The following is a 24,505-nucleotide window of genomic DNA, read 5'->3' as shown; positions in this document are numbered from 1 at the left end:
ACTTAACCAAAACGCCCTGATACGTAATCTTCTGTTCTGGAATCCTGCGGGTTAGAGAAGATTTCATTCGTATCCTGCGCTTCAATCACTTCCCCATTGAGGAAAAATACCGTTTTGCCCGATACACGTGCCGCCTGGTGCATATTGTGCGTTACCATCACAATGGTATATTTCTCTTGGAGCTCCTGCACCAGCTCTTCAATCTTGAGTGTAGAGATGGGATCAAGCGCGGAAGTCGCTTCATCCATCAGGAGCACTTCCGGCTGAACCGCAAGTGCTCTCGCAATACAGAGACGCTGCTGCTGGCCTCCCGACAGAGAGAGTGCAGATCTTTTGAGATAATCCTTCACTTCATCCCATAAGGCTGCTTGTCTCAAGCTCTGTTCTACGAGCTCATCAAGGACCTTCTTGTCTGTTGTTCCATGAAGTCGAGGCCCATAAGCGATATTGTCATAGATCGATTTAGGAAATGGATTGGGCTGCTGGAATACCATGCCAACCTGCTTCCGAAGGTTCTCTACAGGCAGATCCTCACCGTATATATTTTTGCCATCGAGCTCAACAATTCCTTCAATGCGGGTTCCCGTAATCATATCATTCATTCGATTTAACGTACGCAGAAGCGTTGATTTACCGCATCCCGATGGTCCAATGAATGCCGTAACCGTGTTCCGTGGAATATCCAGATTTACGTTTTTCAAAGCATGAAAGGATTCGTAGAATAAATTTAGATTCTTTATATCAATCATGGTAGTGTTCATCCGTATGCTATCTCCTTTACTGCCTAACAAAATAAGAAATACAAAAACTCATGAATATAGTCGTCAGAAACTGCTTAATTGTATCAAATTATTGTTAAGGCTGTATAAACAATTGTTAACGCTATGTAAAATATAGTCTCACTTACGTCTATCACTTTTCTGACTAATCATTCAGCAGCAAGCGATGTGAGCGTTTTGTGGACCATCTCTGTTACATGAGCAGCATCGGATATTGAAGCCAGAATCTCCTCACTTGTACGAGACATTTCCCTCGTCGTAGACTGAACAGAGTCATAAGCTTCATTACCAAGAGCAATATCTTCAGAGCTTGAGGCGATTTCAGCTGCGCTTTCTTTTGCAATAAGAGCGGTCAGATGTATTTTGTCTCTGATGAGGTTTAATAATTCAGTGATTTGATCGGCAAGCGTTCCTGTCTGACCCGACAGCTTCCTAACCTCATCTGCAATGACGCGAAAAGATCTGCCATATTCCTTGGCATGTGCCGCCTCAATGGAGGCGTTAATCGCCAGCAAATGACTGCTCTCTGCGAGCTCGCGAATGGAAGAAGTAAAATTAGATATATCGCTGACCTTAACCATCTGTTCCTCTGCTTGTGAGCGCTGAGCCTTGGTCTGATCCAGAACTGAACGATAGGATTCCTGGATGTGCCTTAGTGAAACACTACCCTTCTCCGTCAGCTGGTTCAATTGTGCAATCCCCTCTGTATTTTTCAGTACAGCCTGTCTTACTTTCTGAACGGCAGTATCCACTTCTTGCAGTTTAGATTGACTATGCTCGATAACCTCTGTTCGGGACCTTCTAGCGATCTTTTGAATATCTCTTGACATGTTCATTAAATCACGAACTGTAAGAACACCCACGTAACGCCCTTCTTCATGCATAATGACACAATGATAAAAAGATTCGTCCTCTCGGTCTACTGCCTGATCTACGATCTCTTCGGCAGACAGCTGGATGCTTAATATTAATGGATGCTCTGTCATAAAAGATACAACGGATCTGTGATCATACAGTTCAGCAGCAAATCGGTTCGCATACTTTTGAAACACCGTATCCCGCATAATCAGTCCTACGATCGAATCATTCTGATCTCCAATGACAACACAAGAGAGCGTTTCATCCTGCTTCATCATCGCAAACAATGACTTTCCTGTCATATCTTGCGGTACCATCGGCATTTGGCGGCAATAGGCCACAGCTTCCAGATCTTTTTTCATCGTAACTACCCCTTTAGAATTAGTTCTAAAGGCTCATTTTATATAAATGTGATGAAGGATGATCTTGTATTTTGTAAAGGGAATGTAAAATTAAATGTTGTGATTTATTTTATTGATGCACTTTTTTCTTCCCGGCAACAAGCTTGTACCCTACACCGCGAATTGAATCGATATGCACCGTCTCCGGGTCCAGTTCAAGCTTCTTGCGAAGAGAGCTGACATGGACATCCACGGTACGCTGACCTCCGATATAATCAAACCCCCATACCGCATTCATCAAATCATCCCGAGTGAGGACTACACCCGGCTTCTTGGCCAGATATAACAGCACCTCAAACTCTTTTGGCCGCAAGTTGATGGATTGTCCGCTCAGGAGGACTTCATATTTCTCCGGATAAATCTCCAGCTCACCAAGAACAATACGGGAATCATCTTCCTTCTCGACTGTGCGTGTCTCTTCAACACCGGTAACTCTTCTGAGCACGGCATCTACGCGAGCTAAGAGTTCGGATACCCCGAATGGCTTCGTTATATAATCATCAGCTCCGAGCTTAAGACCCTGAACGACTTCATTCTCACCGTTCTTGGCCGTCAGAATAATAACGGGTGTCTTCACACCCGAGGATCTTAATTTACTGAGTATCTCTAATCCGTTCATCCCTGGCAGCATTAAATCAAGCAGTATGAGATCAAATTCTTGTGAAGAAGCTCTATTGTAACCAGCGGAACCATGATCCTCCACCGTCACGTCATGGCCCTCTTGGGTAAGATTGTAGGAAAGCAATCTAGCAAGTGTAGGTTCATCTTCTATAACAAGCAATCGTTGTGCCATCGTATATATCCCCTGCTTTCTTTATGTTAAATCTGCTCATATCATAGCACTCTTTTGTTATCGTTGTGTAAAAATACGACCTGATGCTTAATCTTCCTCTGCTTCTTCGACAGAATCCTGCAGCATAGGCAGAGTTACGGTAAAGGTGGTCCCCGTTCCAAGCTCACTCTCGACAGCGAGCTGTCCATGATGAAGCTCCACCAAGTGCTTCACAATGGAGAGACCAAGCCCTGTTCCGCCCGAATTACGGGACCTGCCTTTGTCCACCCGATAAAAACGTTCGAATACGCGAGGCAGATCACTTTTCGGAATACCTATACCTGTATCACTCACCTGGAAGATGATATGCTCCTCATCCTTGCTGATCTGAGCTGTAATCTTAACCCTGCCGCCATCCAGAGTATAATTAATTCCGTTGCTGACCAGATTCAAGAAGATTTGCTTCAATTTATCCTCATCTGCTTCGATGAACAATTCTTCCGGCACATCCAGAATTAATCGAATCTGCTTCTTCTCTGCGGCATTGCCCAGTGTTCCTGTTATCATTTCAAAAAAAGGCATGAGATGTACAGGTGAGCAATCCAGTGTCGCTCGCTTTGATTCAATCTTAGACAGATCCAATATGTCACTTATTAAGCGATTCAGCCTGTCCCCTTCATCATAGATAATCTGCAGGAAGGACCTTGTTGTTTCTTCATCTCTAACTCCCCCGCTCAGCAGCGTCTCCGCAAAACCTTTAACAGCGGCAACCGGCGTCTTCAGCTCATGAGATACATTCGCGACAAATTCGCTGCGCATGTTCTCCAGTCTGCGAATGGCTGTAATATCCTGAAGCAGGAAGAGCATTCCCCGATAGCTTCCATCATTCTCATACATCGGTACACCGTCAATGCGAACGATAATTTCGTCCGGGCTGTAGATTCGCACTTCGTCATGCACTTTACTTCGCTGCAAAATGCTTGTCTCCACAATCTTCGTCAGTTCATAGTGACGTTTTAATTCATGGTACGGCTTTCCGGTTACACGATCGGGATGCAGCCCCAGCATGCGATGGCTCTCTCTGTTCAGCACCGCAATATTCTGATTCGCATCAATCATCAAAATACCGCCAGCCATGTTGGTCATCACACTCTGCACCAAATCCTCATTGTCACGAATCAACTTCAGCTGGGCCTGCAGGCTGTCAGCCATTCCATTAATGGCATTCCCTAGCTGTCCTATCTCATCATTCCGGGTAAATTTGACTCTCGCATCGTAATCAAGATTCGAAATCTGATTCGCTACTTTGGTTATATGCTCAATTGGCTGCGTTAAGCCTCTAGCTACTCTGTAACAGACGATCGCCGCAATGATATAAAGGGCAAGAAGTGTTAACCCCATTAAATACCAGCCTCTTGCAAGTCCTTCATCAACCGAGTCCAAGCTTAGGGATAGTCGGATGTATCCATCAAAATGTTGGTCAGGGGATGTGACTGGCAGTGCAACATACAGCATTTTTTGTGACAGTGTATCACTCGTCCTGATGGAACGGCCGTAAGGTGAATCATGATCATTCGCTGTTTGTATCTCTTCACGATTAAGATGATTGTCCATCTCGTCAGCAGCATACTCTGAATCTCCAATAACGGTTCCATCCTTCAAAATGAACGTCGTTCGGGAGTCGGTTAAGCGCTCCAGTAACTCGGCCTGCTGCGTGTAGTATGCAACGACTTCATTCTTGTCTAGTGAAGTGTCTTTAAAGTCAAATGTAGAATGAAGCAGATTAATCTCTCTAACCATATTTTCTTCCTGAGATTGGATATGCAGGTCTTTAAATACTTGACCCAAAGCCAAACCAGAGGACAGTACAGAGAGTCCAATCAGCACCATGATGATCATTGTGAGTCTGAATCGAAAATTTTTCATAAATGCTAGTAATCATCCTTTGTATGAATCAATTTCATATTACCTTTAGCTGCTTCAATAAGACGAATTGATTCGTATAATAATAATTAATCTTGTGTATAGAAAGCCCATAGATATTCATCCATTGGCTAAATTAATGGGGACTGAACATTTACAATGTGCTTCCCCCTATAATTAAGTTCCACACTAATATTTACTTCCAATATAAGAACCTATGTCACCTCGCAGCAAGACGCTTGTCTTTCACAGGAGCAAAACGCTTGAGTACAGCATGCTGCACCGTGGCTAAGGGCTGTTGAATTAAGATGCCGAGTACTACAGGTATGGCTGCTTCCGGTGAAAAATAACCCATAGCGAGTACAAGACCGAGTGATATATTCCGCATACCAGAGGCATAAGACATCGTTACGCTTATTTCCCGGGAAACATAGGGCAATAAGAAGGAGCCGGCAAAACCGATGATGTAGCACAGAGCAACGATAAACGTAATGGATATGATCGCCATGATTACACTTGAATCTAAACTGCGCACATGAGGTGCAATAGCTGCCGCGTTGAGCAGAACAACGGCCATAAAGCAAAATTTGGATATTGGAGCAGTAATCGGGGCGGACCATTCTTTAAATTTTCCTTTAGACAGTTCATATACAATGACACCCAAAATCGTCGGCACCACAATAATGAGCATCAAATCCTTGATCAAACTAAGCGTATCAAATTGAACCTCTGCTCCAAAAAACAACTCGATCAGACCTGGAACAACCAGTGGACTTAGAGCTGAATCCAGCACGACCATCGCAAGCATCAGAGGCACACTTCCATAAGACATTGACACCCACAAGACCGAGGATACACCAAGAGGTATGATCGTAAATAGAACGAGTCCAATTGTATACCCCGATGAAGCACCAAATAACAATGTGCCCATAAAATAGGCTATCAAAGGAGCCAGCACATGTGACAGCAATAGTGTAACAACCATGACGGCCGGGCGCTGTACCACCTTCTTCAAGTGACGAACACCACACCCAATGGCCATAACAAAAGTAACGTAGCCAAACAGGTAAGGAGCCCATGATACATAGGATATCAGCTGGTCCGACAGCATAACGCCTAGTAATAATGTTAGCGGCATAATGATAAACATGTATTTTTCAAAACCTGCAGTAAAGCGCAGTGACAGTAGCCTCATGCTGCAACAGATCCTCTCTATGTAACTTATGTAAATTCATGTTCAGTTTTAATTGATCATATCATAGATTACCAGCTCATTTTCGTTCTTTATGTAAAATCTAATTGAATATAAGAATACAAAAAAAGCTCTGTACAGTGTATTTATACTGTACAGAGCTTTACGTATTAGAAACCTATTAACCGTTGACCACTTCGCCGCCATTTACATGGATAACTTGGCCTGTTACATAAGAAGAGTCGCTGGTTGCTAAATATACATATGCAGGTGCCAATTCTTCCGGCTGACCTGGACGCTTCATCGGCTGAGTTGCTCCAAATTCACTTACCTTCTGCTCATCAAAGGTAGCCGGAATAAGCGGAGTCCAGATTGGTCCTGGAGCAACGGCATTGACTCGAATTCCTTTCTCTGCCAAATGCATAGATAAGGAACGTGTGAAGGAAGTGATGGCTCCCTTCGTCGAGGAATAGTCTATGAGTGTCGGGCTGCCGCGATATGCCGTGATTGAGGTCGTATTGATAATTGAACTCCCACCTTTTAAGTGAGGCATTGCCGCTCTAGTCAAATAGAACATGCTGAAGATGTTGGTACGGAATGTCTTCTCAAGCTGTTCATCCGTAATATCCTCAAAGCTTTGCTGAGGATGCTGTTCAGCTGCATTATTGACTAATACATTCAGTTGTCCCAATTCCTCTACCGTTTGCTGTACCGCTTGCTGGCAGAAGGCCGGATCACCTACATCTCCAGCGATCAGGATACACTTTCTGCCTTCCTGCTCAACCTGGCGCTTCGTTTCCTCTGCATCACCGTGTTCATTCAAATATACGATGGCTACATCGGCACCTTCCTTGGCAAAAGTCACTGCCACAGCACGGCCTATACCGCTGTCACCGCCTGTGATAAGCGCTGTCTTCCCTGTGAGCTTCCCTGCTGCCTTGTATTGTTCAGATTCGAATTCCGGTCTAGGAAACATTTCCGATTCGATTCCCGGCTGCTGATTCTGATGCTGTGGAGGCAAAGTTTGATTCACTTGATTCTGTCCCATTTCTGATTTCTCCTTTCGAACGTCAATTTTCATTTCATTAACAGGTTTAGGATGGCTGTTCCCCTCCTCATTATTCCTAACGATTCAGTGACAGCCCATACTCAATAAATATCTCATCCTACTCAATATGGATTTACCCTCTCTTCATAGGATCAAACAATTCGAATGATTAATTCTCGTTCTTAAATCGATGAAAAAATCGGAAGCACAAAAAGACAATGGTCGTTTGCTTATATGCAAATAACCATTGTCTCCGTTAATACATTATTATGTATCTTTAGTTTACCAAGGATTAACCATAATCCACAGCATGACCAATAGAAGCACTGCCAGAATGATACTAAATGTGCGCAGCTTTCCTTTTTCACTACTGATGTCTCTCTTCTCTTGAATACCTGCAATACCCAGACGTAGAGATTTCCCCATAATACCTGCAATCGCCAGCATAGCAAGGAAAATAACAACAACAAGAATCATCCAGGAAACGCCATACTCTCCTTGAGACATAATATATCCGCCGGACAGCAATTGAATGATCAAGCCGTATTGAGCGATACGGTTAAAGGTTCTTACAGCTGCAATACTGCCCTCTTGTGCGGGTACCGACAATTTGCTGATTGCCGCAACGACAAAAGGAAGTAACAGATAGAAGCCGACTGAAACAGCTCCAAGAATGTGTACAAAATACATAATAGCACCCATATTCGTTGATCTCTCCTTTCTTCAAATTGAAAACAATATCATCATATTACCCATTAGAATAATGCTGTAATCAGTCTATTCCCATAAGGAATATGTACAGGTAATACTCTTCCAAATTATACTTGATAGGCGAGGATAAAGAAAAGGAAACCCTCAAATAATTAAAGGGTTTCCTATCATAATTCACGGATTTTTCATAATCAACATCTGAACTCAGATATGGATCACAGAAATTACATTGCGTACGGAGTCTGCTGATTGATCCAGTGCTGTCTTCTCATCGCTAGTAAGCTCGAGCTCAAATATCTTCTCGATTCCACTGCCGCCAAGAATGGTCGGTACACCAAGGAATAAATCATTGTATCCGTACTCTCCCTCGAGGTATGCAATGACAGGGATAATTCGTTTCTTGTCCTTCAGGATCGCTTCTGTCATCTGAACCAGTGAAGCCGCCGGTGCGTAGTACGCACTTCCGTTTCCTAGGAGATTTACAATTTCGCCCCCGCCTACACGAGTCCGCTTGACGATGGCCTCAATTCGATCCTGAGGAATCAGCGTATCAATGGGGATGCCTCCCACACTGGAATAACGTACAAGTGGAACCATATCATCCCCATGTCCGCCGAGTACGAAACCACGGACATCTTCAACAGAAACATTCAGCTCCTGAGCGATGAACGTACAATAACGAGCCGTGTCAAGAACCCCTGACTGGCCTATGACACGGTTCTTCGGAAAGCCCAGTGTCTGATACGCCGCATAGGTCATTGCATCCACCGGATTACTCAGGATGATGACGATCGAATCAGGACAATATTTTTTCACATTTTCACAGACAGATTTGACGATGCCTGCATTCGTATTTACGAGATCATCACGACTCATGCCCGGTTTACGGGCAATCCCTGCCGTAATAATGACGATATCCGAACCTTCGGCATCCTCGTAGTTGGATGTACCGGTTATGTTACTGTCAAATCCTTGAACAGGACTTGCTTCCAGCATATCAAGCGCTTTACCCTTAGTTGGATTCTCAAGCTGAGGAATATCTATAAGCACGACGTCACCAAGTTCTTTTTGAGCCAACATAAGTGCCGTTGTCGCACCGGTAAAACCGGCGCCGACCACGGTGATCTTTTTACGCTGAATGGTCACAGTATCCGCTCTCCTCTACAGGTTTTTGATAATCTCGTCTGCAAACTCAGAGCATTTCACTTCTGTCGCGCCTTCCATTAAGCGAGCAAAGTCATAGGTAACGGTCTTGTTATTAATGGACGTTTCCATCCCTTTGTAGATCAGGTCAGCCGCTTCCTGCCAGCCCAAATGCTCAAGCAGCATAACACCGGACAAGATAACAGAACCCGGGTTAACTACGTCTTTGTCTGCATACTTCGGTGCTGTACCATGCGTCGCTTCGAAGATGGCATGACCTGTTACATAGTTGATGTTCGCGCCTGGAGCGATACCGATACCACCAACTTGTGCAGCTAGAGCATCAGACAGATAGTCACCGTTCAGGTTCAGTGTTGCGATAACATCAAATTCTGCAGGACGAGTCAGAACTTGCTGAAGGGCGATATCGGCAATTGCATCCTTAACAATGATCTTGCCTGCATCTTCAGCAGCTTTTTGAGCGGCATTCGCTGCATCTGTACCTTCTTTTTCTTTAATTTCATCGTATTGTGCCCAAGTGAACACTTTATCGCCAAATTCAGCTTCCGCTACTTCATAACCCCAGTTCTTGAAGGCACCTTCCGTAAATTTCATAATGTTGCCTTTATGAACCAAAGTTACGCTCTTGCGTCCATGATTGATTGCATATTCAACTGCTGCACGCACAAGACGTTTGGATCCTTCAGAGGATACAGGCTTGATACCGATACCGGATGTTTCAGGGAAACGGATCTTGTTCGCGCCCATCTCTTGCTGCAGGAACTGAATAACCTTCTTCACTTCCTCAGATCCTTCTTTGTACTCGATTCCTGCATAGATGTCTTCTGTGTTCTCACGGAAGATGACCATGTCTACGAGGTCCGGACGTTTAACTGGAGAAGGTACACCGTCGAAATAACGTACAGGACGCAAGCATACATACAAATCCAGCTCTTGACGGAGAGCTACGTTCAGAGAACGGATTCCACCGCCAATTGGAGTTGTAAGCGGCCCTTTAATAGCTACGATATATTCACGGATCGCTTCCAGCGTATCAGCCGGCAGCCACTCTCCGTATGTATTGAATGCTTTTTCACCAGCAAACACTTCATACCAAGCGATTTGCTTCTCGCCATTGTATGCCTTCTCAACTGCTGCATCCAGAACACGCTTCGATGCCTTCCAGATGTCACGGCCTGTCCCGTCACCCTCAATGAAAGGAATGATTGGATTGTTAGGTACTTGAAGTGAACCATTGTCAATTGTAATTTGTTCGCCCTCAGTAGGTAGTGCGAATTTTTCAAAGTTCGGCATTGTAAGTATCCTCCTTGTTATTTAGCGGGTAGTATTCGATAGGCTGACAAGCATGGCAGTGCCTTGGGTAATCAAGAGAGCCTCTCCTGCTACCCAAGGATGCTATGACTCTATTATACATATTTCTTCATTAAAATCCCTAGAGAGTCTATCAAAATTATCGATTTTCGATAGAAATGTACTTTTGGGTTGTCGGTCCTGTATATTCTGCGCGTGGACGAATAATACGGTTATCCGCCAGCTGTTCCAAAATATGTGCTGTCCATCCAGATACACGACTGATAGCGAAGATTGGAGTAAACAAATCTCTTTGAATACCAAGCTGTGTATAAACCGATGCAGAATAGAAATCCACATTAGGTCTCAGACCTTTTTGGCCTGTGATCAATTCTTCGATCCGAACGGACATTTCATACAGCTCTGTATTTTCATTCTGCTCACCAAGTTCACGAGACATCTTCTGCAGATGCTTCGCACGAGGATCTCCGTTCTTGTATACACGGTGTCCAAAGCCCATAATCTTCTCACGATTATCTAGCTTCTGCTGAATATAGGCTTCCAGCTTATCTTTGGAACCGATTTCATTCAGCATCTTCATAACAGCCTCGTTCGCACCGCCATGCAAAGGACCCTTAAGTGCACCAATCGCAGAAGTAACTCCGGAGTAGATGTCAGAAAGGGTAGCTACGGTTACACGGGCAGCAAAAGTAGATGCGTTCAGCTCATGATCCGCATGGAGAACCAGGGCCTGATCCAGTGCTTTGATTGCAGTTTCACTCGGCTCCTCTCCTGTAAGCATGTAAAGGAAATTCTCTGCGATGGATACCCCTTGTTTAGGCGCAATCGGCTCTTTGCCTTCACGAATACGAGCAATGGCTGCAACAATCGTTGGAAGCTGTGCTTGCAGCTTCACTGCCTTATTCTCATTTGCTTCCTGAGAGTCGTCTTCTGCCTGAGCATCATACAGCCCAAGTGCAGACACCGCTGAACGCAGAGCCGCCATTGTATTCAAGTCCCGCGGATAGAGTTTGATCTGAGCGATCAGTTCATCGGGAATCGGTGCATATTCACTGAAGCTCTTATTCAATTGATCAAGCTCAGTTTTGTTAGGGAGCTTGCCGAACCACAGCAAGTAAGCAACTTCTTCAAAGCAAGCGTTCGCAGCGAGGTCATCGATATCATAACCACGATATGTAAGAACGCCGTCAACGATGGAACTGATTGAGGAAGTTGCTGCAACGATACCTTCAAGGCCTTTAGTAGCTGTCATCTTAAACATCTCTCCTTTTTATCAAAAATTTACAACATTTAGAATGAAAACATTTACATTATTAAAGATTACAATATCACATAACGGTATAGCCACGAAACATCACTGGAATCAGACACGCTGTGTAAACAACTTTCTTGAATTATCATACTGGATTTTGTCGCTCCTGTGAACATTTTGGAGATGGATTAGGGCATCAAAGTTTTTTTTCAATATCATAAGACATTTTTTGTAATCACTTTCATTGACATTTAAGGAACCTTGGGACCTGAGACTTTGGTCTTGAATAATGATAAGTTTGATTAAAAAAAGAGCAGAAAGAAGTAATAACTTCTCTCTGCCCTTCCTTAAAAACGTTTATAAAACGTAATTTTTCCGTCTTTCATCTTCTTCTCGATCCATTTCAGCAGGAACAAACGGTATATGGGTCTGGTTAGCGGAAACACAAGGGTGAATCCGATAATATCTGTTACGAATCCAGGTATAATTAACAGGCTGCCACCCAAAAACACGCATAATCCATCCAGCATCTTTCGCCCTGGAACCAGGCCGTTTTGCATTTCATTACGTGTATCCTGAAGAACTTTACGTCCTTCAAATTGCATCATTGCCATCCCGATAATGGAGGTAACCAGAATGAGTAGTAAAGTATATCCTGCCCCTATTTGTTCGCTTACCCATATGAACCCGAACAATTCCACTGCAGGAATGAGCAGCAGAAGCGCCCACATCCAGTTTCGCATGTACGGTTACTCCCTTCCAATAGACAAAGCTCTCTTTAAAGCATCGTACAGGTTTGGAACGCTTTTATCAAGCCTGACAGGCTTGAAGTCTGCATTTACCCACACATGCTGCGTCGATCCTGTGACAAGCAGCTCCCCAGGCAAATCCTCGGTATTCAATACGACCTCTTTGTTATCTATCTTTATCTTGTCTGCTGCCATATCTTCTCTTCGCACTTCATATTCGTAATGAAGTCGGACACTGCTAAAATTATTTATACGCGTCCACACCGTAATATAGTCATCATACTTCGCAGGCAGCTTATACTTCAGGTCAAGTCCAATTACAGGCAGCAGAACCCCCTGCTCTTCCATGCTCCGGTAACTTAATCCAAGACTTCGGATCATTTCGGTTCTGCCGATTTCGAACCAGTTCACATAATTCGCATGGTAAACGACCCCCATTTGGTCACTTTCCTGATAACGTACTCTGAACCGTGTTCCATACCAGGCTGTTCGTTCTATCTGCTGGGCTTTCAAACTTTTGCACCTTCCTTTCTGGAAAAACTGTGAAAAAAGCAATGAGACGATAAATGTCCCATTGCTTCTTTACAAATTCTATATGCTTAATGCTTCAGGAACCTTAGTGGATATGGTCGATCTTGATAAGGTTCGTGGATCCCGAGCGGCCAAGAGGAACGCCCGCTGTGATAACTACCAGATCTCCATCTTGCACGATTCCTGATTTTTTGCCGCCAACTACTGCGTTTTCAAACAGCCCGTCAGTCGTGTCACAAGGCACACCTTTGACAGGTGTTACGCCCCAAGTCAATGCGAGTCTACGCATTGTACGATCTTCGTTCGTTACAGCAACGATCGGAGCTTCTGGACGATATTTGGAAACCATTCGAGCTGTATATCCGGATTCCGTAGAAGTAAGAATTGCTTTGGCATGCAGTTCGTATGCACTGATTGCAACCGATTGACTGATTGCTTCAGTAACCGTTGTTTCTTGAGCAATTCGTTGCTTCTTGTATAGTTCACGGTAGTTAAGTGCAGACTCTGCTTTTTCAGCAATACGAGCCATTGTCAGCACAGATTCTACAGGGTATTTACCTGCAGCTGTTTCTCCGGACAGCATAATTGCATCAGTTCCATCGAAAATGGCATTCGCAACGTCACTTGCTTCCGCACGTGTAGGGCGCGGGTTGCGCTGCATGGAATCCAGCATTTGAGTTGCTGTAATAACCGGCTTGCCGGCAATATTACATTTTTCGATCATACGTTTTTGCACAACCGGTACATCTTCTGCTGGAATTTCAACACCAAGGTCACCGCGTGCAACCATCAGGCCGTCAGATACTTCAAGAATTTCATCCAAGTTATCTACGCCTTCTTGGTTTTCAATTTTAGAAATAATTTGAATGTGTCCTGCATTGTGTTTGTCAAGCAGTTCACGAATTTCTAATACGTCACTTGCTTTACGAACGAAGGAAGCTGCAATAAAATCGATGCCTTGTTCAATTCCAAAAATGATATCGTTAGCGTCTTTTTCGGTAATACCAGGGAGAGAAATTGCAACACCAGGAACGTTAACACCTTTCTTGCTCTTGATGGTGCCGCCGTTAACGATACGGCATTTAATATCCGTTTCGCTTACTTCCTCAACCGTCAGTCCGATCAGACCATCGTCAATCAAAATCGTTGATCCTGGGGATACATCACTTGGCAAGTCTTTGTATGTGATAGACAAACGGTCTTTGTTGCCAAGGATCTCTTCCGTTGTCAGAGTGATGTACTCGTCTTGAACCAGTTCGATAGGCTCAACTTCGAGTTTGCCTGTACGGATCTCAGGACCTTTCGTATCCAGCAGAATTGCAACTGATTTATTCAGCTCGTCACTCGCTGCACGAATTGTTTTGATACGTCCGCCATGCTCCTCAAAGTCACCATGGGAGAAGTTCAAGCGAGCTACGTTCATACCCGCCATAATCAATTTTTTTGTGTTTTCCAACGACTCACTGGAAGGACCAATAGTACATACAATTTTAGTTTTGCGCATTTTTCTAGTTTCCTCCGTTTTCAAAATCTCTCTTTATATATCTTTTCCAACAATTAAATCTACTACAAAATTCGCCTTTTGTATAGGAACTTTGTCATATTTAATCTTTAATTAACGAAGATTCTTCAGGCACTGTTTCCTTAGCTGTAATTTCCTGGAATTTACCTATTTTACGGAATTTCTCGTAGCGATCCTGACGAAGGGCCTCTCTATCCATCTGCAGCAGTTCATTAAGATGCTTCTCCAGCGCTTCCTTAATCGATACTGCCGTCGCTTCGTAATCCCGATGAGAACCGCCACGCGGCTCGGGAACGATATCCTCGATGACTTCCATCTCTATCAGATCCTGAGCGGTTATCTTCATCGCTTCTGCAGCCTGATCTGCTTTGGATGCATCCTTCCACAGAATCGAAGCTGCACCATTAGGTGAGATAACGGAGTAAATTGCATGCTCAAGCATTAGCACCCGATTGCCGACCGCCATCGCAAGAGCACCGCCGCTTCCTCCTTCTCCAATGATGACGCACAGCACAGGCACAGAGAGCTTGGCCATCTCAAGAAGATTACGGGCGATAGCTTCGGACTGACCACGTTCCTCCGCTGTTTTGCCCGGATATGCCCCTTTCGTATCTATGAAAGTAATAATAGGCCTGCCAAACTTGTTAGCCTGATGCATTAAACGGAGCGCTTTACGAAACCCTTCCGGGTGCGGACTCCCAAAAAAACGGGCAATATTATCTTTCGTATCCTTGCCTCGCTGCTGTCCGATAACCGTAACAGGACGTCCGTTAAGCTTGGCAAGTCCTCCGACCACGGCCAGATCATCACCAAACTGGCGATCTCCATGAAGCTCCATAAAGTCCGTAAAGATGAGCGATATCAGGTCCAGCGAAGTGGGGCGCTGCTGATGTCTTGCCAAATGCATTTTCTGAGGAGCTGTAATTGATGAGTAAATCTCCTCTTCCAATTTGGTATACCGCTCTTCCAAACGAGCCACTTCCTCTGCAAAATCGATGCCTTTTTCGATACCGAATTGCTGAAGCTCTTCAATTTTTTTGCGCATCTCAATAAGAGGCGCTTCATATGGCAACTCTCCCGCCAATTTAGACCTCTCCTTTCGCGCTGTGCATGTCGAGCAGTTTGGCCAATGTATTCCGCAATTCCTTACGGTTCACGACCATATCCAGCTGTCCATGCTGCAAATTGAATTCAGCGGTCTGAAAGTCATCAGGAAGCTTCTGGCGAATGGTCTGTTCAATAACAATTCGGCCTGCAAACCCGAATATAGCTCCCGGTTCCGCAATATTTATATCTCCGAGCATAGCAAAGCTGGCGGAAACGCCGCCTGTCGTCGGATCGGTTATAACAGATATGAACAATCCGCCCTGTTCATCATGCCTGGACAGCGCACTGCTTGTCTTCGCCATTTGCATCAGACTCAGAATGCTCTCCTGCATACGAGCTCCACCTGAGGTGGAAAAAATAAGGATAGGAACCTTCTTCTCTGTGGCTTTCTCTATGGCGCGCGTAATTTTCTCGCCGACAACCGAGCCCATGCTGCCTGTAAAGAAGTCAAAGCTCATAACAGCAACGACCACCGGATGACCATCAATCGTACCTTCACCTGTAACGACGGCATCCTTCAGGCCCGACTTCATCGTTTGCTGCTCCAGCTTAGATTTATAGCCTGGAAAATCCAGGGGGTCCACGGACACCATATCCGCGTCATACTCAATAAATCCTTCATCAAGCGTCATTTCAATACGCTCTCTTGCATTTAGACGCATATGATGACCGCATGACGGACAAACTTTCAAATTCTTTTCAAGTTCCTTGCTGTATTGTATCGTGCCGCATTTGCTGCACTTATTCATGAGTCCCTCTGGAATCTCACGACGCGGTCGCTCTTCACCTTCAGGATTATCTGTGCGCTGTGCACGATCTGAAGGAATGGTCGCGTACTTCCGTTTTTTCTGGAAAATATCTTTGAACACAACTACACCTCTTCAGCCGTAAATTTGTGGCCCATGCAGTCAATTTGTATGATCGACATTGCATAATAAAGTTAACATGAGCAGCTATAAAATGTGCCCTATAAGCAAAAAAAGAGAAGAATGACACATGTGGGGAGTCGTTTCACTCTTTGCATCCGTAGCCCTTGTCCAATTTAGAAGCAGGTCCTAAAAATAATGAATACAATTCCACCGCCTTCAGTATTATGAATGCAGAATGGAATTCAACACTTCCTGAACCTCTTCCAATTCTCCGGAGGGTACAAGAATTTCGTACTGTTGCTTGGATAAGCTGATGGGACGGGCCTGTACCAAAAATCCTTCTTCCTCAAGCCGATTTGTAATTCTGTCAGCAATCTTTGCCGTCGGTGCAATATATATCACCGTCCACATGCCATTGTACGCCCCCTAAGCCTCATGTTCAAAGCCCGTATAATGGGTTAATGATAACATAACTGACTTTTTTTCCGCAAGGAAAGGAAAGGAAGGCATGGGACGATTATAACCATAATGTTCCTTCATTACATCTTACTGTAACATTCGTTATATCCATATTAGCAGAATATAAACCTTCCAATTACAGCGGATAGACCTTCGCATTCGTGTTCTGATGCGCAATTCGAGCCGAAGCAGCAGCTGCAAGGCCTGCCACCAAATCATCCAGGAATACATGAATGCCCGCATTTTTGTCATTCAGATTCTTAATGATTCCGGTCTTCTCCTTGTCTAAATATCCAAAACTTGTAAGCCCTATCATACCATATACACTGGTAATTCCAAGTGCAAGAGTCTCGTCCACACCATACAGCGGCTCATCCGCCTCCATCAATGCCTGAAGCGGCTGAGGCAGCAGATTTTGCTCCGCCAGCTCATCAAGTGCTACCCCCGTATATAACGTATACTGTACCTCACGCTTGGCAAGAACAGCCCGTACGCTTGTAACACACTCTTCTTCCTTTAATTCGGGATGAAACTTTTTTTGAAGATCATAGACTATTTTGGCGATGGATTCAACGCTCACACCCCTGCGTTTCAGCATCGCTTCCGCAATTTCATATGACATCCGCTGATTCCCCCATCCTTTAAAAACTAGGAATTCCACATAAACTAAGGTATCCGCTTCAAAAATCAAAGCCCACCTTTGCACCTTAGGCCGCATCAATTCACAGCAACCATCGATACTTATAGGGTGTTCCTAAGTGTATGCGCCAGGTTCAAAAATAGTTCGTAAAATGTGCTCATGCACAACAGGGATGCCATATAAAATTACATTCATTATTTCACGATAACGGTATCTTCCCCGAGCATTTGTTCCATACGGTGAATCAGTTCAGGAGAGGGATTAATTCGATAACTGTCACTTAATGCCCGATACTCCCTAGTTTCTTCATAAAAAAGGATCGTAGCTACATTTCCCGGATGTTCCTGTAACAAGACCTTAAGCTTAGTGAGCATCCCCGACTTCTCTATGTCAGGTTTAATCTTGATGAATACTCGCTGCTCGCCCCTGGCGGGCTTCCTATCCGTTACAACCCCTTGGCTATCTGACTTATTTTGCGCCCGTCCACTTCCACTGTTAGGCGGAGAAGTAGAACGACGATTTCTGCCGACTTTAGGCTGTGAAGCTTCTTCCGAACTGCTTCGCTCTTTACCTCCGCTCCCTCTGTTACGCTGCTGCATCATACGCTGCAACTTGTCTGTACTAAGCTCATCCACCTCATCAGCAAGCAGCTTGAAGCCTTCATCCTGAAGCTGAACTTTAGCCCGGAGCGCAATTAATTGACCTTTTGCCGCTAAGTTCTGACTTCTTCTCCACACTTCGGGAAACAATACCACTTCGGTCCGTTCGATCTGATCCTCCAGCTCCATGAAGGCCATCGCTTTGCCTTGCTTCGTAGTAATCGATTTGACGGAAACGACCATTCCGGCCGTAACAATCTGCGCATGCTCTTGTGCATCGTGAAGCTCCATCAGCTTATCCGCTTCGAGCTCTTCCAGAACTTCCGTAAAATCATCAAGCGGGTGACCGGATAGGTATAATCCAAGCAGCTCGCGTTCTAATTCAAGCTGCTGTGTAATCGTGTACTTAGGTATATCCGGATATTCAATTTCCCAATTCGGAGTCTCCACAAAATCAAACAGCTGGATCTGCAGATCCTCTCTCTCTTTGCGCCATTTCGTGGCCGCTTCTACCACTTCATCAAGCATGGCGAACAGCTGCGCACGGTGACCAGGCAATGTATCGAAAGCCCCGGCCTGTATAAGAGATTCTATGACCCGCTTGTTACATACTCTTAGGTCCACTCTTCTGCAAAAATCGAGCAGACTCTCGAACGGTCCCTTGGCCCGCTCTGCAATAATGCTGTCTACGGCCTGTGTACCTACATTTTTAATGGCAGCCAGACCAAAGCGAATGCCCGTCTCACCACCGCCCGGAGTAAACAGCACTCCGCTTTCATTTACATCAGGTGGCAGCACAGGAATATTCATTCGTCTGCATTCGACAACATACTCTGCTACTTTTCGATGATTTCCCATGACCGCCGTCAGCATCGAAGCCATAAATTCGACAGGATAATGTGTCTTCAGATACGCCGTCTGAAAGGCCAATACTCCATACGCAGCAGCATGGGCCCGAGGGAAGCCGTAATTGGCAAACCGTACAATCATATCGTACACAGCTTCAGCATCCTCGCTGCTATAGCCCTGATTCAGGCTCCCTTTTACAAAGTGCTCTCTCTCTTTATCAAGCACTTCCCGTTTCTTCTTCGATACCGCCCTGCGGAGCAGATCGGCTTCTCCAAGAGAAAAGCCTGCCATTAGAGAAGCAATCTGCATAATCTGCTCCTGATACACGATGATACCGTAGGTGTCCTCAAGTATTGGAGCGAGATCAGCATGCGGGTACTCGACCTTGATCTCCCCATGCTTTCCTTGGATATACTTAGGAATGAAATCCATCGGACCCGGACGATATAAAGCAACCACAGAGATAATATCTTCAAATACGGAAGGCTTCAAATCCTTCAGCACTCTTCTGATTCCGGCTGACTCCAGCTGGAATATACCTGTCGTATCTCCAGAACCGAGCATTTCATAGGTTAGCGGATCATCATCCGGAACTGTTTTGAAATCTGGAACTTGCTTCTGCTGATCCTGAATCCATCGCATACAGCGTTCAATGATGGAGAGAGTCCTCAGTCCAAGGAAGTCCATCTTGAGTAGTCCGATGGCTTCGAGATTCTCCATGGAATATTGAGTAAGCGCGGTCCCTTCACTGCCCTCCTGGAGAGGCACTACATCGGTCAGCGGGTCTTTGGATATAACCACACCTGCCGCATGCGTAGAAGCATGCCTTGGCATGCCTTCGACCTTTTTGGCCATTGTGAGCAGCTCTCTTGTTTTGGCTTTGGTATCATGCAGTACTCTAAGCTCATCGCTTATCTCCAGAGCTTTGGTGATATTCATCCCCACTTGTCCGGGAATGAGCTTGGCAGCCTTGTCCACTTCCCCATACGGAATATTAAGCACTCTTCCTACATCTCGAACGGCTGCACGCGCAGCAAGCGTACCAAAAGTAATAATCTGTGCGACATGCTCGCGTCCATATTTAGAAGCGACATATTCAATCACTTCATCCCGGCGTTCATCACTGAAATCAATATCGATATCCGGCATGGTCACCCGCTCAGGGTTGAGAAATCGCTCAAACAAAAGCCTGTATTTCATCGGATCCACATTAGTAATATTCAGTACGTAGGCAACGAGACTTCCTGCGGAGGAGCCCCGTCCCGGACCGGTTGCTATTCCCTCTCTATGCGCATAGGCGATGAAATCCCATACGATGAGGAAATAATCAGAGAAGCCCATTTTATCAATGACGGACAGCTCGTAATCCAGCCGTTTATTCAGCTCGGATCTCTGCTCTTCATGATGCCAGTTATCCGTATCCTTGTAGCGTTCTTCCAGCCCCTTCAGGCAGAGTTCGCGCAAATACTGTCCAGGCGTCAGATGCTCAGGGATCGGCCGGTACTCAGGCAGAATGGAATGTCCAAATTCCAGATCAAGCTGAATGCGGTCAGCAATTTTAAGGGTATTCTCTACCGCCTCTCTCACATGAGGAAAAAGACGAGCCATCTCATCGCCGTTTTTCAAATATAGCTGGCTTGAGGGAATCTTAAGCCGTTCCTCATCCTCCACCGTTTTGCCCGTACCAATGCATATAAGGACATCCTGCACCTCGGCGTCCTCTTGAGACAAATAGTGCACATCATTCGTTGCTACAAGCGGTATGGACAATTCTGCGGCAAGCTCAATCAGCTGAGGATTCACTCGCTTCTGCTCTGCCAGACCATGATCTTGAAGCTCAAGATAGTATCGGTCTCCAAAGATCTGTTTGTGCCTCATGGCTGCACTTTTGGCTTCATCATATCGTCCCATCAGAAGATGCTGAGGAATTTCTCCCCCGAGACAGGCACTGAGGCATATCAATCCTTCGTTGTATTTCGCCAGGCTCTCCATATCGATCCGCGGCTTATAGTGAAAGCCCTCCAAGTGACCAATGGAGCACAGCCTCATCAGATTTTGATACCCGGTCATGTTCTGCGCCAGCAATATAAGATGATAGATCGGTTGATCCTTGCGGCTGCCGCGTTCATGTCTTGAGCCTGCTGTAATATACACTTCACAGCCGATAATCGGCTTAATTCCTTTAGCTGCACATGCTTTATAAAAAGGAATGGCTCCATACATAACCCCATGATCCGTCAGGGCCAGAGCTTCCATCCCGTATCCTGCTGCTGTGTCCACGAGCTCTGCAATCCGCGCCGCACCATCTAGCAGGCTGTATTCACTGTGAACATGCAGATGCACAAATGAACTCATGCTTCCATTCTTCCTCTCTACATTCTCAAATTTACGTATTTTATCTTTACTATTTTATCATATCAGACAAGGCTCCGCCCATAGAATAGAGTACAAGCCGGACGACTCTGCATATCTCACTTAGAAGAACAGCTTGCTAAAAGTGCTATTTAAGAAAGGTGTGTAGTGAACAATGACTTTCATGTCCAAAGTAATCCTAGATTTCTTTATCGCTTTCGGCATCGTTCTCGGTGGGTCCATGCTTGGCGGGATTGGGGCCGTAATGTCCATGCAGCCGCCTACACAAACGATGCTGGAGGTTGCCGGCCGCATTAAAATCTGGGCTCTTGCTGCAGCTGTAGGAGGCACGATTGACCCCATGCGGGTCATAGAAAGCAATATGCTGGATGGGAATCTGTCACCTGCCATTAAACAGATCCTTTATATTATATTCGCCTTTCTTGGAGCACATATGGGAACTGAGCTGGTTAAATGGGTGTGTACCATCCGGAATTAAGTAAGGAGGAAGTCAGCTTATGCGTGTACCCGAGTATCGCCGCTTCCGGCCCTTTATACAGCTGTCTGGTGTATTTGTCCTCGGAATGATTGTAGGGAGCATCGTCTATAATGCGATTTTTCATGCCAGCTACAATAAATTATGGATTGAGAATAAAGATCTCAAGATTCAGGAAGAGCAATATATTGATGATATTAATTCTTTGAAGAAATATAGTAAGAGACAGACCGTGATTAAGGAAATCAATATTCGTGCTGAGGAGTCCGAGAAGGCTCCTGATTCTGTGTACGTGAAGGAGATCATTCAACTGCTTACTGATGAGCTTGAGGTGCTCCGGGGAAGAGATGTTTATAATATCGATGAATACAGTAAAATGACACGCATTATGCTGAACAAGAAAACGTATAACGTCCGAGGACATCCTTACACTGTCAAGATTACAACCATGCTCGTAATGGAAGGCGTTCTTCAGGTATGGGTTGATATTTCAGCTGCACCATAAATGAGCTAAACATGTTACAATAAGTGATAATTCCATATTTATGTAACATAAAGGAGCTGTCCTTCTTTCTATGCTGGATGTCATTCGTTATTTACTGTTTGCGCTGTTCATCCTCTCTACCGTCTGCGCAGCCTTCACAAGTATTCGTGGACGCAGAGCCAGTGATGCGCTGAAGCGAGGTCTCTACCAGGCAATGACAAGCATATGGATGGGAATCATGCTGATTGTTCTGGCCCTTATACAGATGTTTATGTTCAGCGGTTCTACGGTTGCCGTCGTTGTTGAGGGATTGTTCCTGGTGCTGGGTGCCTTCAATCTGTTTGCAGGAATTCGCAATCGCATTCATTACTCCCAGATAAAAAACGAAAAGTCTCCTTTATAGGGAGACTTTTCTGATGAATCATTAATATCTAGGATAGATCGATGGATTGCAGGGTCATGATCGCTTTACATATCAGCTGCCCGTCTCGGACCAGGTCAATATCCAGCTTGCAATTGCGTCTGCTGAGCTCCATTACACTTGGAGATATCGTCACTTTATCTTCAATTTGCAGAGGACGCACAAAATAGGTCGAAAAATTCTCCAGCATATGGTCATTTCCGGTAATCTCACGCGCAATTCGATGTCCGGCCTGCGTCATGAGATGAATAAGCACCCCTTCGGAAATCGTGCCTAAGTCTGTCGCCATCTGAGGAATGATTACACCATTGTACTTGATCTCTCCCTGCTCTCCTCTCTCTTCAACGAACCCATTCCATATCAAATGATCGAAGGTTTCTCCAAGCTGAGGCTGCTTCTGGGTGTCCCGCATCGCACTCAACACTTCTGTGCGCTTAACAGAAGTAATCAGCTTACGATTCCGGTCAACGATCGGTAAATAATCGATACCTTCCCAGGCCATAATCTGTGCGGCAGATGCGAGTGAGGTCTTAAGTGTTGCCGTGACAGGCTTGCGCACAACGCTTTTGTCAATACTTTGATGTTCAGGGAGATCTACGACATCCTTGCGGCTTATAATCCCGATTACCCGATTCCATTCATCAATTACCGGAAAACGCAGCTCTCCCGTTTCGAGCACCAGACGGCTGAAATCCGCCACTGTACTACTCAATTTCAAATAGTAGGTTTTGGGCTTTTCACCGACAATATCTTCTACCAGCATAATCTTCTTCTTAATCAATCGGTCAAATATCGCTCTGTTAATCATGGATGCCACAGTAAATGTGTCGTGCTTAGAAGAGATAATCGGTAAGCTCAGCTTGTCCGCAAGACCCACCACTTCTGGATCAGTACCGAAGCCTCCAGTAATAAGCACGCCTGCCCCTTGATTTAACGCAAGACTATGCGCATTATCTCTATTACCAACGATAAGCAGGCTGCCTGCATCGATGTACTTGGCCATGGCTTCTTCTTTCATAGCTCCAATGACGTATTTATACAAAGGTTTGCCCAGCCCTTCATTACCACCAAGGACATGTCCGCCCACAATCTCGACTACATCCCCGAAAGTGAGCTGTTCCGAGGCTCCTCGCAGCCTTTTCTCTACACGTACTGTACCAATCCGTTCTTTGGTAACGACAATTCCTGCATTTTCTGCTTCTTTGACAGCACGGTAAGCAGTCCCTTCACTGACTCCCATTTCTCTAGCAAGCCCTCGAACCGATATCTTCGAACCGATCTTTAACTGCTCTATGTATTGAAGGAGCTGCACATGCTTCGTTACTGTTTCTTCTTCAAATCCTTCCAAACTCGACACCCCTCGGACGATAAAACATTTTACAATTAGTTTAATCAAATATTTTGCATTAAAATCAGTTCATGTGACTCTTAGCTGCTGAAACCAAAAATATAGTTATTTCCGATTATAGCATTAATAAGGGGGACATCTCACCTTAGAACGGTAAAAAGAATTGCATCCCTCATTACATGAAGGTGCATCCGTTAAATAAAAAGGGTTGACTCCATAACAGCAGCTACACTGTAGGAGACAACCCTGCAAGCATTACTGTGAATGCTCTTTGGCCTGCGCCGGCACAATTTTCACTTTGTTTCCCTGTTCCGTATTATCCGTCCATTTAAGCTCCCACTGACGCAGCTTCGCTTTGCGGACACGGTCAAGCGTCTGCTTCTTCTCTTCATCAACGCCCAATATAAAGTGCAGGTTTGCACCGATGACTAGCAGTGTAAAGAACAGCCAGGCCATGCTGAATCCTGCGCTCCAGCCTGTAAATGAAAGCTTCGGTAATGCAAAAACCAGCATACCACCCGCAACAAGCATATACAGCGTGTGCTTCCACTTCGCAAACTTCATACCCTTTCCTCTCATTTCATTCAGCTCCTCATTTATTCCTTAGAATCTATATATCTATTCTATGAACGGAAAAATGAGATTATGTGAATCAATTTAGAGAAAGA

At 45.0% G+C, this 24,505-nt stretch carries 23 protein-coding genes; 3 read left to right on the top strand and 20 right to left on the bottom strand.

The features are described 5' to 3' along the window. Window positions 1-2: 2 nt before the first annotated feature. The 18 genes from pstB to PUW25_RS08085 all read right to left on the bottom strand — a co-directional run bounded on the left by pstB (window position 3) and on the right by PUW25_RS08085 (window position 21,091). Window positions 3-761, bottom strand: coding sequence for a phosphate ABC transporter ATP-binding protein PstB (gene pstB, locus PUW25_RS08170; protein WP_274336882.1), 759 nt, complete (start codon window positions 759-761; stop codon window positions 3-5). Between the two features lie 167 nt (window positions 762-928). Then, on the bottom strand, window positions 929-1,999 hold the full coding sequence (locus PUW25_RS08165; protein WP_274336881.1) for a methyl-accepting chemotaxis protein: 1,071 nt from the start codon (window positions 1,997-1,999) through the stop codon (window positions 929-931). Between the two features lie 109 nt (window positions 2,000-2,108). Next, window positions 2,109-2,831 (bottom strand): response regulator transcription factor, encoded by a 723-nt coding sequence (locus tag PUW25_RS08160; protein WP_047909916.1) that lies wholly within the window; start codon window positions 2,829-2,831, stop codon window positions 2,109-2,111. Between the two features lie 87 nt (window positions 2,832-2,918). Beyond that, window positions 2,919-4,736, bottom strand: coding sequence for a two-component system histidine kinase PnpS (pnpS, locus tag PUW25_RS08155; protein WP_047909917.1), 1,818 nt, complete (start codon window positions 4,734-4,736; stop codon window positions 2,919-2,921). Between the two features lie 217 nt (window positions 4,737-4,953). Further along, window positions 4,954-5,928 (bottom strand): bile acid:sodium symporter family protein, encoded by a 975-nt coding sequence (locus PUW25_RS08150; protein ID WP_047909918.1) that lies wholly within the window; start codon window positions 5,926-5,928, stop codon window positions 4,954-4,956. A 178-nt stretch (window positions 5,929-6,106) separates the two neighbouring features. Next, window positions 6,107-6,973: an SDR family oxidoreductase gene (locus PUW25_RS08145; protein ID WP_047910230.1), complete on the bottom strand. Its 867-nt coding sequence runs from the start codon at window positions 6,971-6,973 to the stop codon at window positions 6,107-6,109. A gap of 282 nt (window positions 6,974-7,255) precedes the next feature. Continuing rightward, a complete protein-coding gene (locus PUW25_RS08140; RefSeq protein WP_047909919.1) occupies window positions 7,256-7,675 on the bottom strand; it encodes a hypothetical protein in 420 nt (139 codons plus the stop codon). A gap of 213 nt (window positions 7,676-7,888) precedes the next feature. Then, window positions 7,889-8,830 (bottom strand): malate dehydrogenase, encoded by a 942-nt coding sequence (gene mdh, locus PUW25_RS08135; protein WP_047909920.1) that lies wholly within the window; start codon window positions 8,828-8,830, stop codon window positions 7,889-7,891. A gap of 15 nt (window positions 8,831-8,845) precedes the next feature. Beyond that, window positions 8,846-10,141: an NADP-dependent isocitrate dehydrogenase gene (icd, locus tag PUW25_RS08130; RefSeq protein ID WP_047909921.1), complete on the bottom strand. Its 1,296-nt coding sequence runs from the start codon at window positions 10,139-10,141 to the stop codon at window positions 8,846-8,848. 157 nt (window positions 10,142-10,298) lie between these two features. Next, the gene (citZ, locus tag PUW25_RS08125; RefSeq protein ID WP_047909922.1) at window positions 10,299-11,411 is read right to left on the bottom strand and encodes a citrate synthase; all 1,113 of its coding nucleotides are present in this window, start codon (window positions 11,409-11,411) and stop codon (window positions 10,299-10,301) included. A gap of 347 nt (window positions 11,412-11,758) precedes the next feature. Next, on the bottom strand, window positions 11,759-12,154 hold the full coding sequence (locus PUW25_RS08120) for an FxsA family protein (RefSeq protein ID WP_047909923.1): 396 nt from the start codon (window positions 12,152-12,154) through the stop codon (window positions 11,759-11,761). A 6-nt stretch (window positions 12,155-12,160) separates the two neighbouring features. Further along, entirely contained in the window at window positions 12,161-12,673 is a 513-nt protein-coding gene (locus PUW25_RS08115) for an acyl-CoA thioesterase (RefSeq protein ID WP_047909924.1), read from the bottom strand. A gap of 103 nt (window positions 12,674-12,776) precedes the next feature. After that, window positions 12,777-14,195, bottom strand: a complete 1,419-nt coding sequence (gene pyk / locus PUW25_RS08110; RefSeq protein WP_047909925.1) for a pyruvate kinase — start codon at window positions 14,193-14,195, stop codon at window positions 12,777-12,779. Window positions 14,196-14,295: 100 nt separating this feature from the next. After that, window positions 14,296-15,297, bottom strand: coding sequence for an acetyl-CoA carboxylase carboxyltransferase subunit alpha (locus PUW25_RS08105; protein WP_047909926.1), 1,002 nt, complete (start codon window positions 15,295-15,297; stop codon window positions 14,296-14,298). A 1-nt stretch (window position 15,298) separates the two neighbouring features. Then, window positions 15,299-16,189 carry an acetyl-CoA carboxylase, carboxyltransferase subunit beta gene (gene accD, locus PUW25_RS08100; RefSeq protein WP_047909927.1) on the bottom strand — a complete coding sequence of 297 codons (891 nt, stop codon included), beginning with the start codon at window positions 16,187-16,189 and terminating at the stop codon, window positions 15,299-15,301. 222 nt (window positions 16,190-16,411) lie between these two features. Further along, a complete protein-coding gene (locus PUW25_RS08095; protein ID WP_047909928.1) occupies window positions 16,412-16,600 on the bottom strand; it encodes a hypothetical protein in 189 nt (62 codons plus the stop codon). A 184-nt stretch (window positions 16,601-16,784) separates the two neighbouring features. Next, the gene (locus PUW25_RS08090) at window positions 16,785-17,270 is read right to left on the bottom strand and encodes a phosphatidylglycerophosphatase A family protein (protein WP_047909929.1); all 486 of its coding nucleotides are present in this window, start codon (window positions 17,268-17,270) and stop codon (window positions 16,785-16,787) included. A gap of 212 nt (window positions 17,271-17,482) precedes the next feature. After that, window positions 17,483-21,091, bottom strand: a complete 3,609-nt coding sequence (locus PUW25_RS08085) for a DNA polymerase III subunit alpha (RefSeq protein WP_047909930.1) — start codon at window positions 21,089-21,091, stop codon at window positions 17,483-17,485. 172 nt (window positions 21,092-21,263) lie between these two features. Here PUW25_RS08085 and PUW25_RS08080 point away from each other — a divergent pair, with 172 nt between their 5' ends. The 3 genes from PUW25_RS08080 (at window position 21,264) to PUW25_RS08070 (ending at window position 22,471) form a co-directional block, all read left to right on the top strand. After that, the gene (locus tag PUW25_RS08080; RefSeq protein WP_047909931.1) at window positions 21,264-21,587 is read left to right on the top strand and encodes a YtrH family sporulation protein; all 324 of its coding nucleotides are present in this window, start codon (window positions 21,264-21,266) and stop codon (window positions 21,585-21,587) included. A gap of 19 nt (window positions 21,588-21,606) precedes the next feature. Beyond that, complete coding sequence (locus tag PUW25_RS08075; protein WP_047909932.1) at window positions 21,607-22,089, top strand: sporulation membrane protein YtrI; 483 nt, start codon at window positions 21,607-21,609, stop codon at window positions 22,087-22,089. Window positions 22,090-22,159: 70 nt separating this feature from the next. Further along, on the top strand, window positions 22,160-22,471 hold the full coding sequence (locus PUW25_RS08070) for a YtpI family protein (RefSeq protein WP_047909933.1): 312 nt from the start codon (window positions 22,160-22,162) through the stop codon (window positions 22,469-22,471). Between the two features lie 28 nt (window positions 22,472-22,499). Here PUW25_RS08070 and PUW25_RS08065 read toward each other — a convergent pair whose 3' ends face one another. Both PUW25_RS08065 and PUW25_RS08060 read right to left on the bottom strand, forming a co-directional pair. Further along, entirely contained in the window at window positions 22,500-23,837 is a 1,338-nt protein-coding gene (locus tag PUW25_RS08065) for a DRTGG domain-containing protein (RefSeq protein ID WP_047909934.1), read from the bottom strand. A 255-nt stretch (window positions 23,838-24,092) separates the two neighbouring features. Continuing rightward, window positions 24,093-24,416: a hypothetical protein gene (locus PUW25_RS08060; protein WP_047909935.1), complete on the bottom strand. Its 324-nt coding sequence runs from the start codon at window positions 24,414-24,416 to the stop codon at window positions 24,093-24,095. Window positions 24,417-24,505: the final 89 nt, after the last annotated feature.

The organism is Paenibacillus urinalis (assembly GCF_028747985.1).
GTDB lineage: Bacteria > Bacillota > Bacilli > Paenibacillales > Paenibacillaceae > Paenibacillus > Paenibacillus urinalis.
This window is presented reverse-complemented; position numbering and strand designations above follow the sequence as displayed.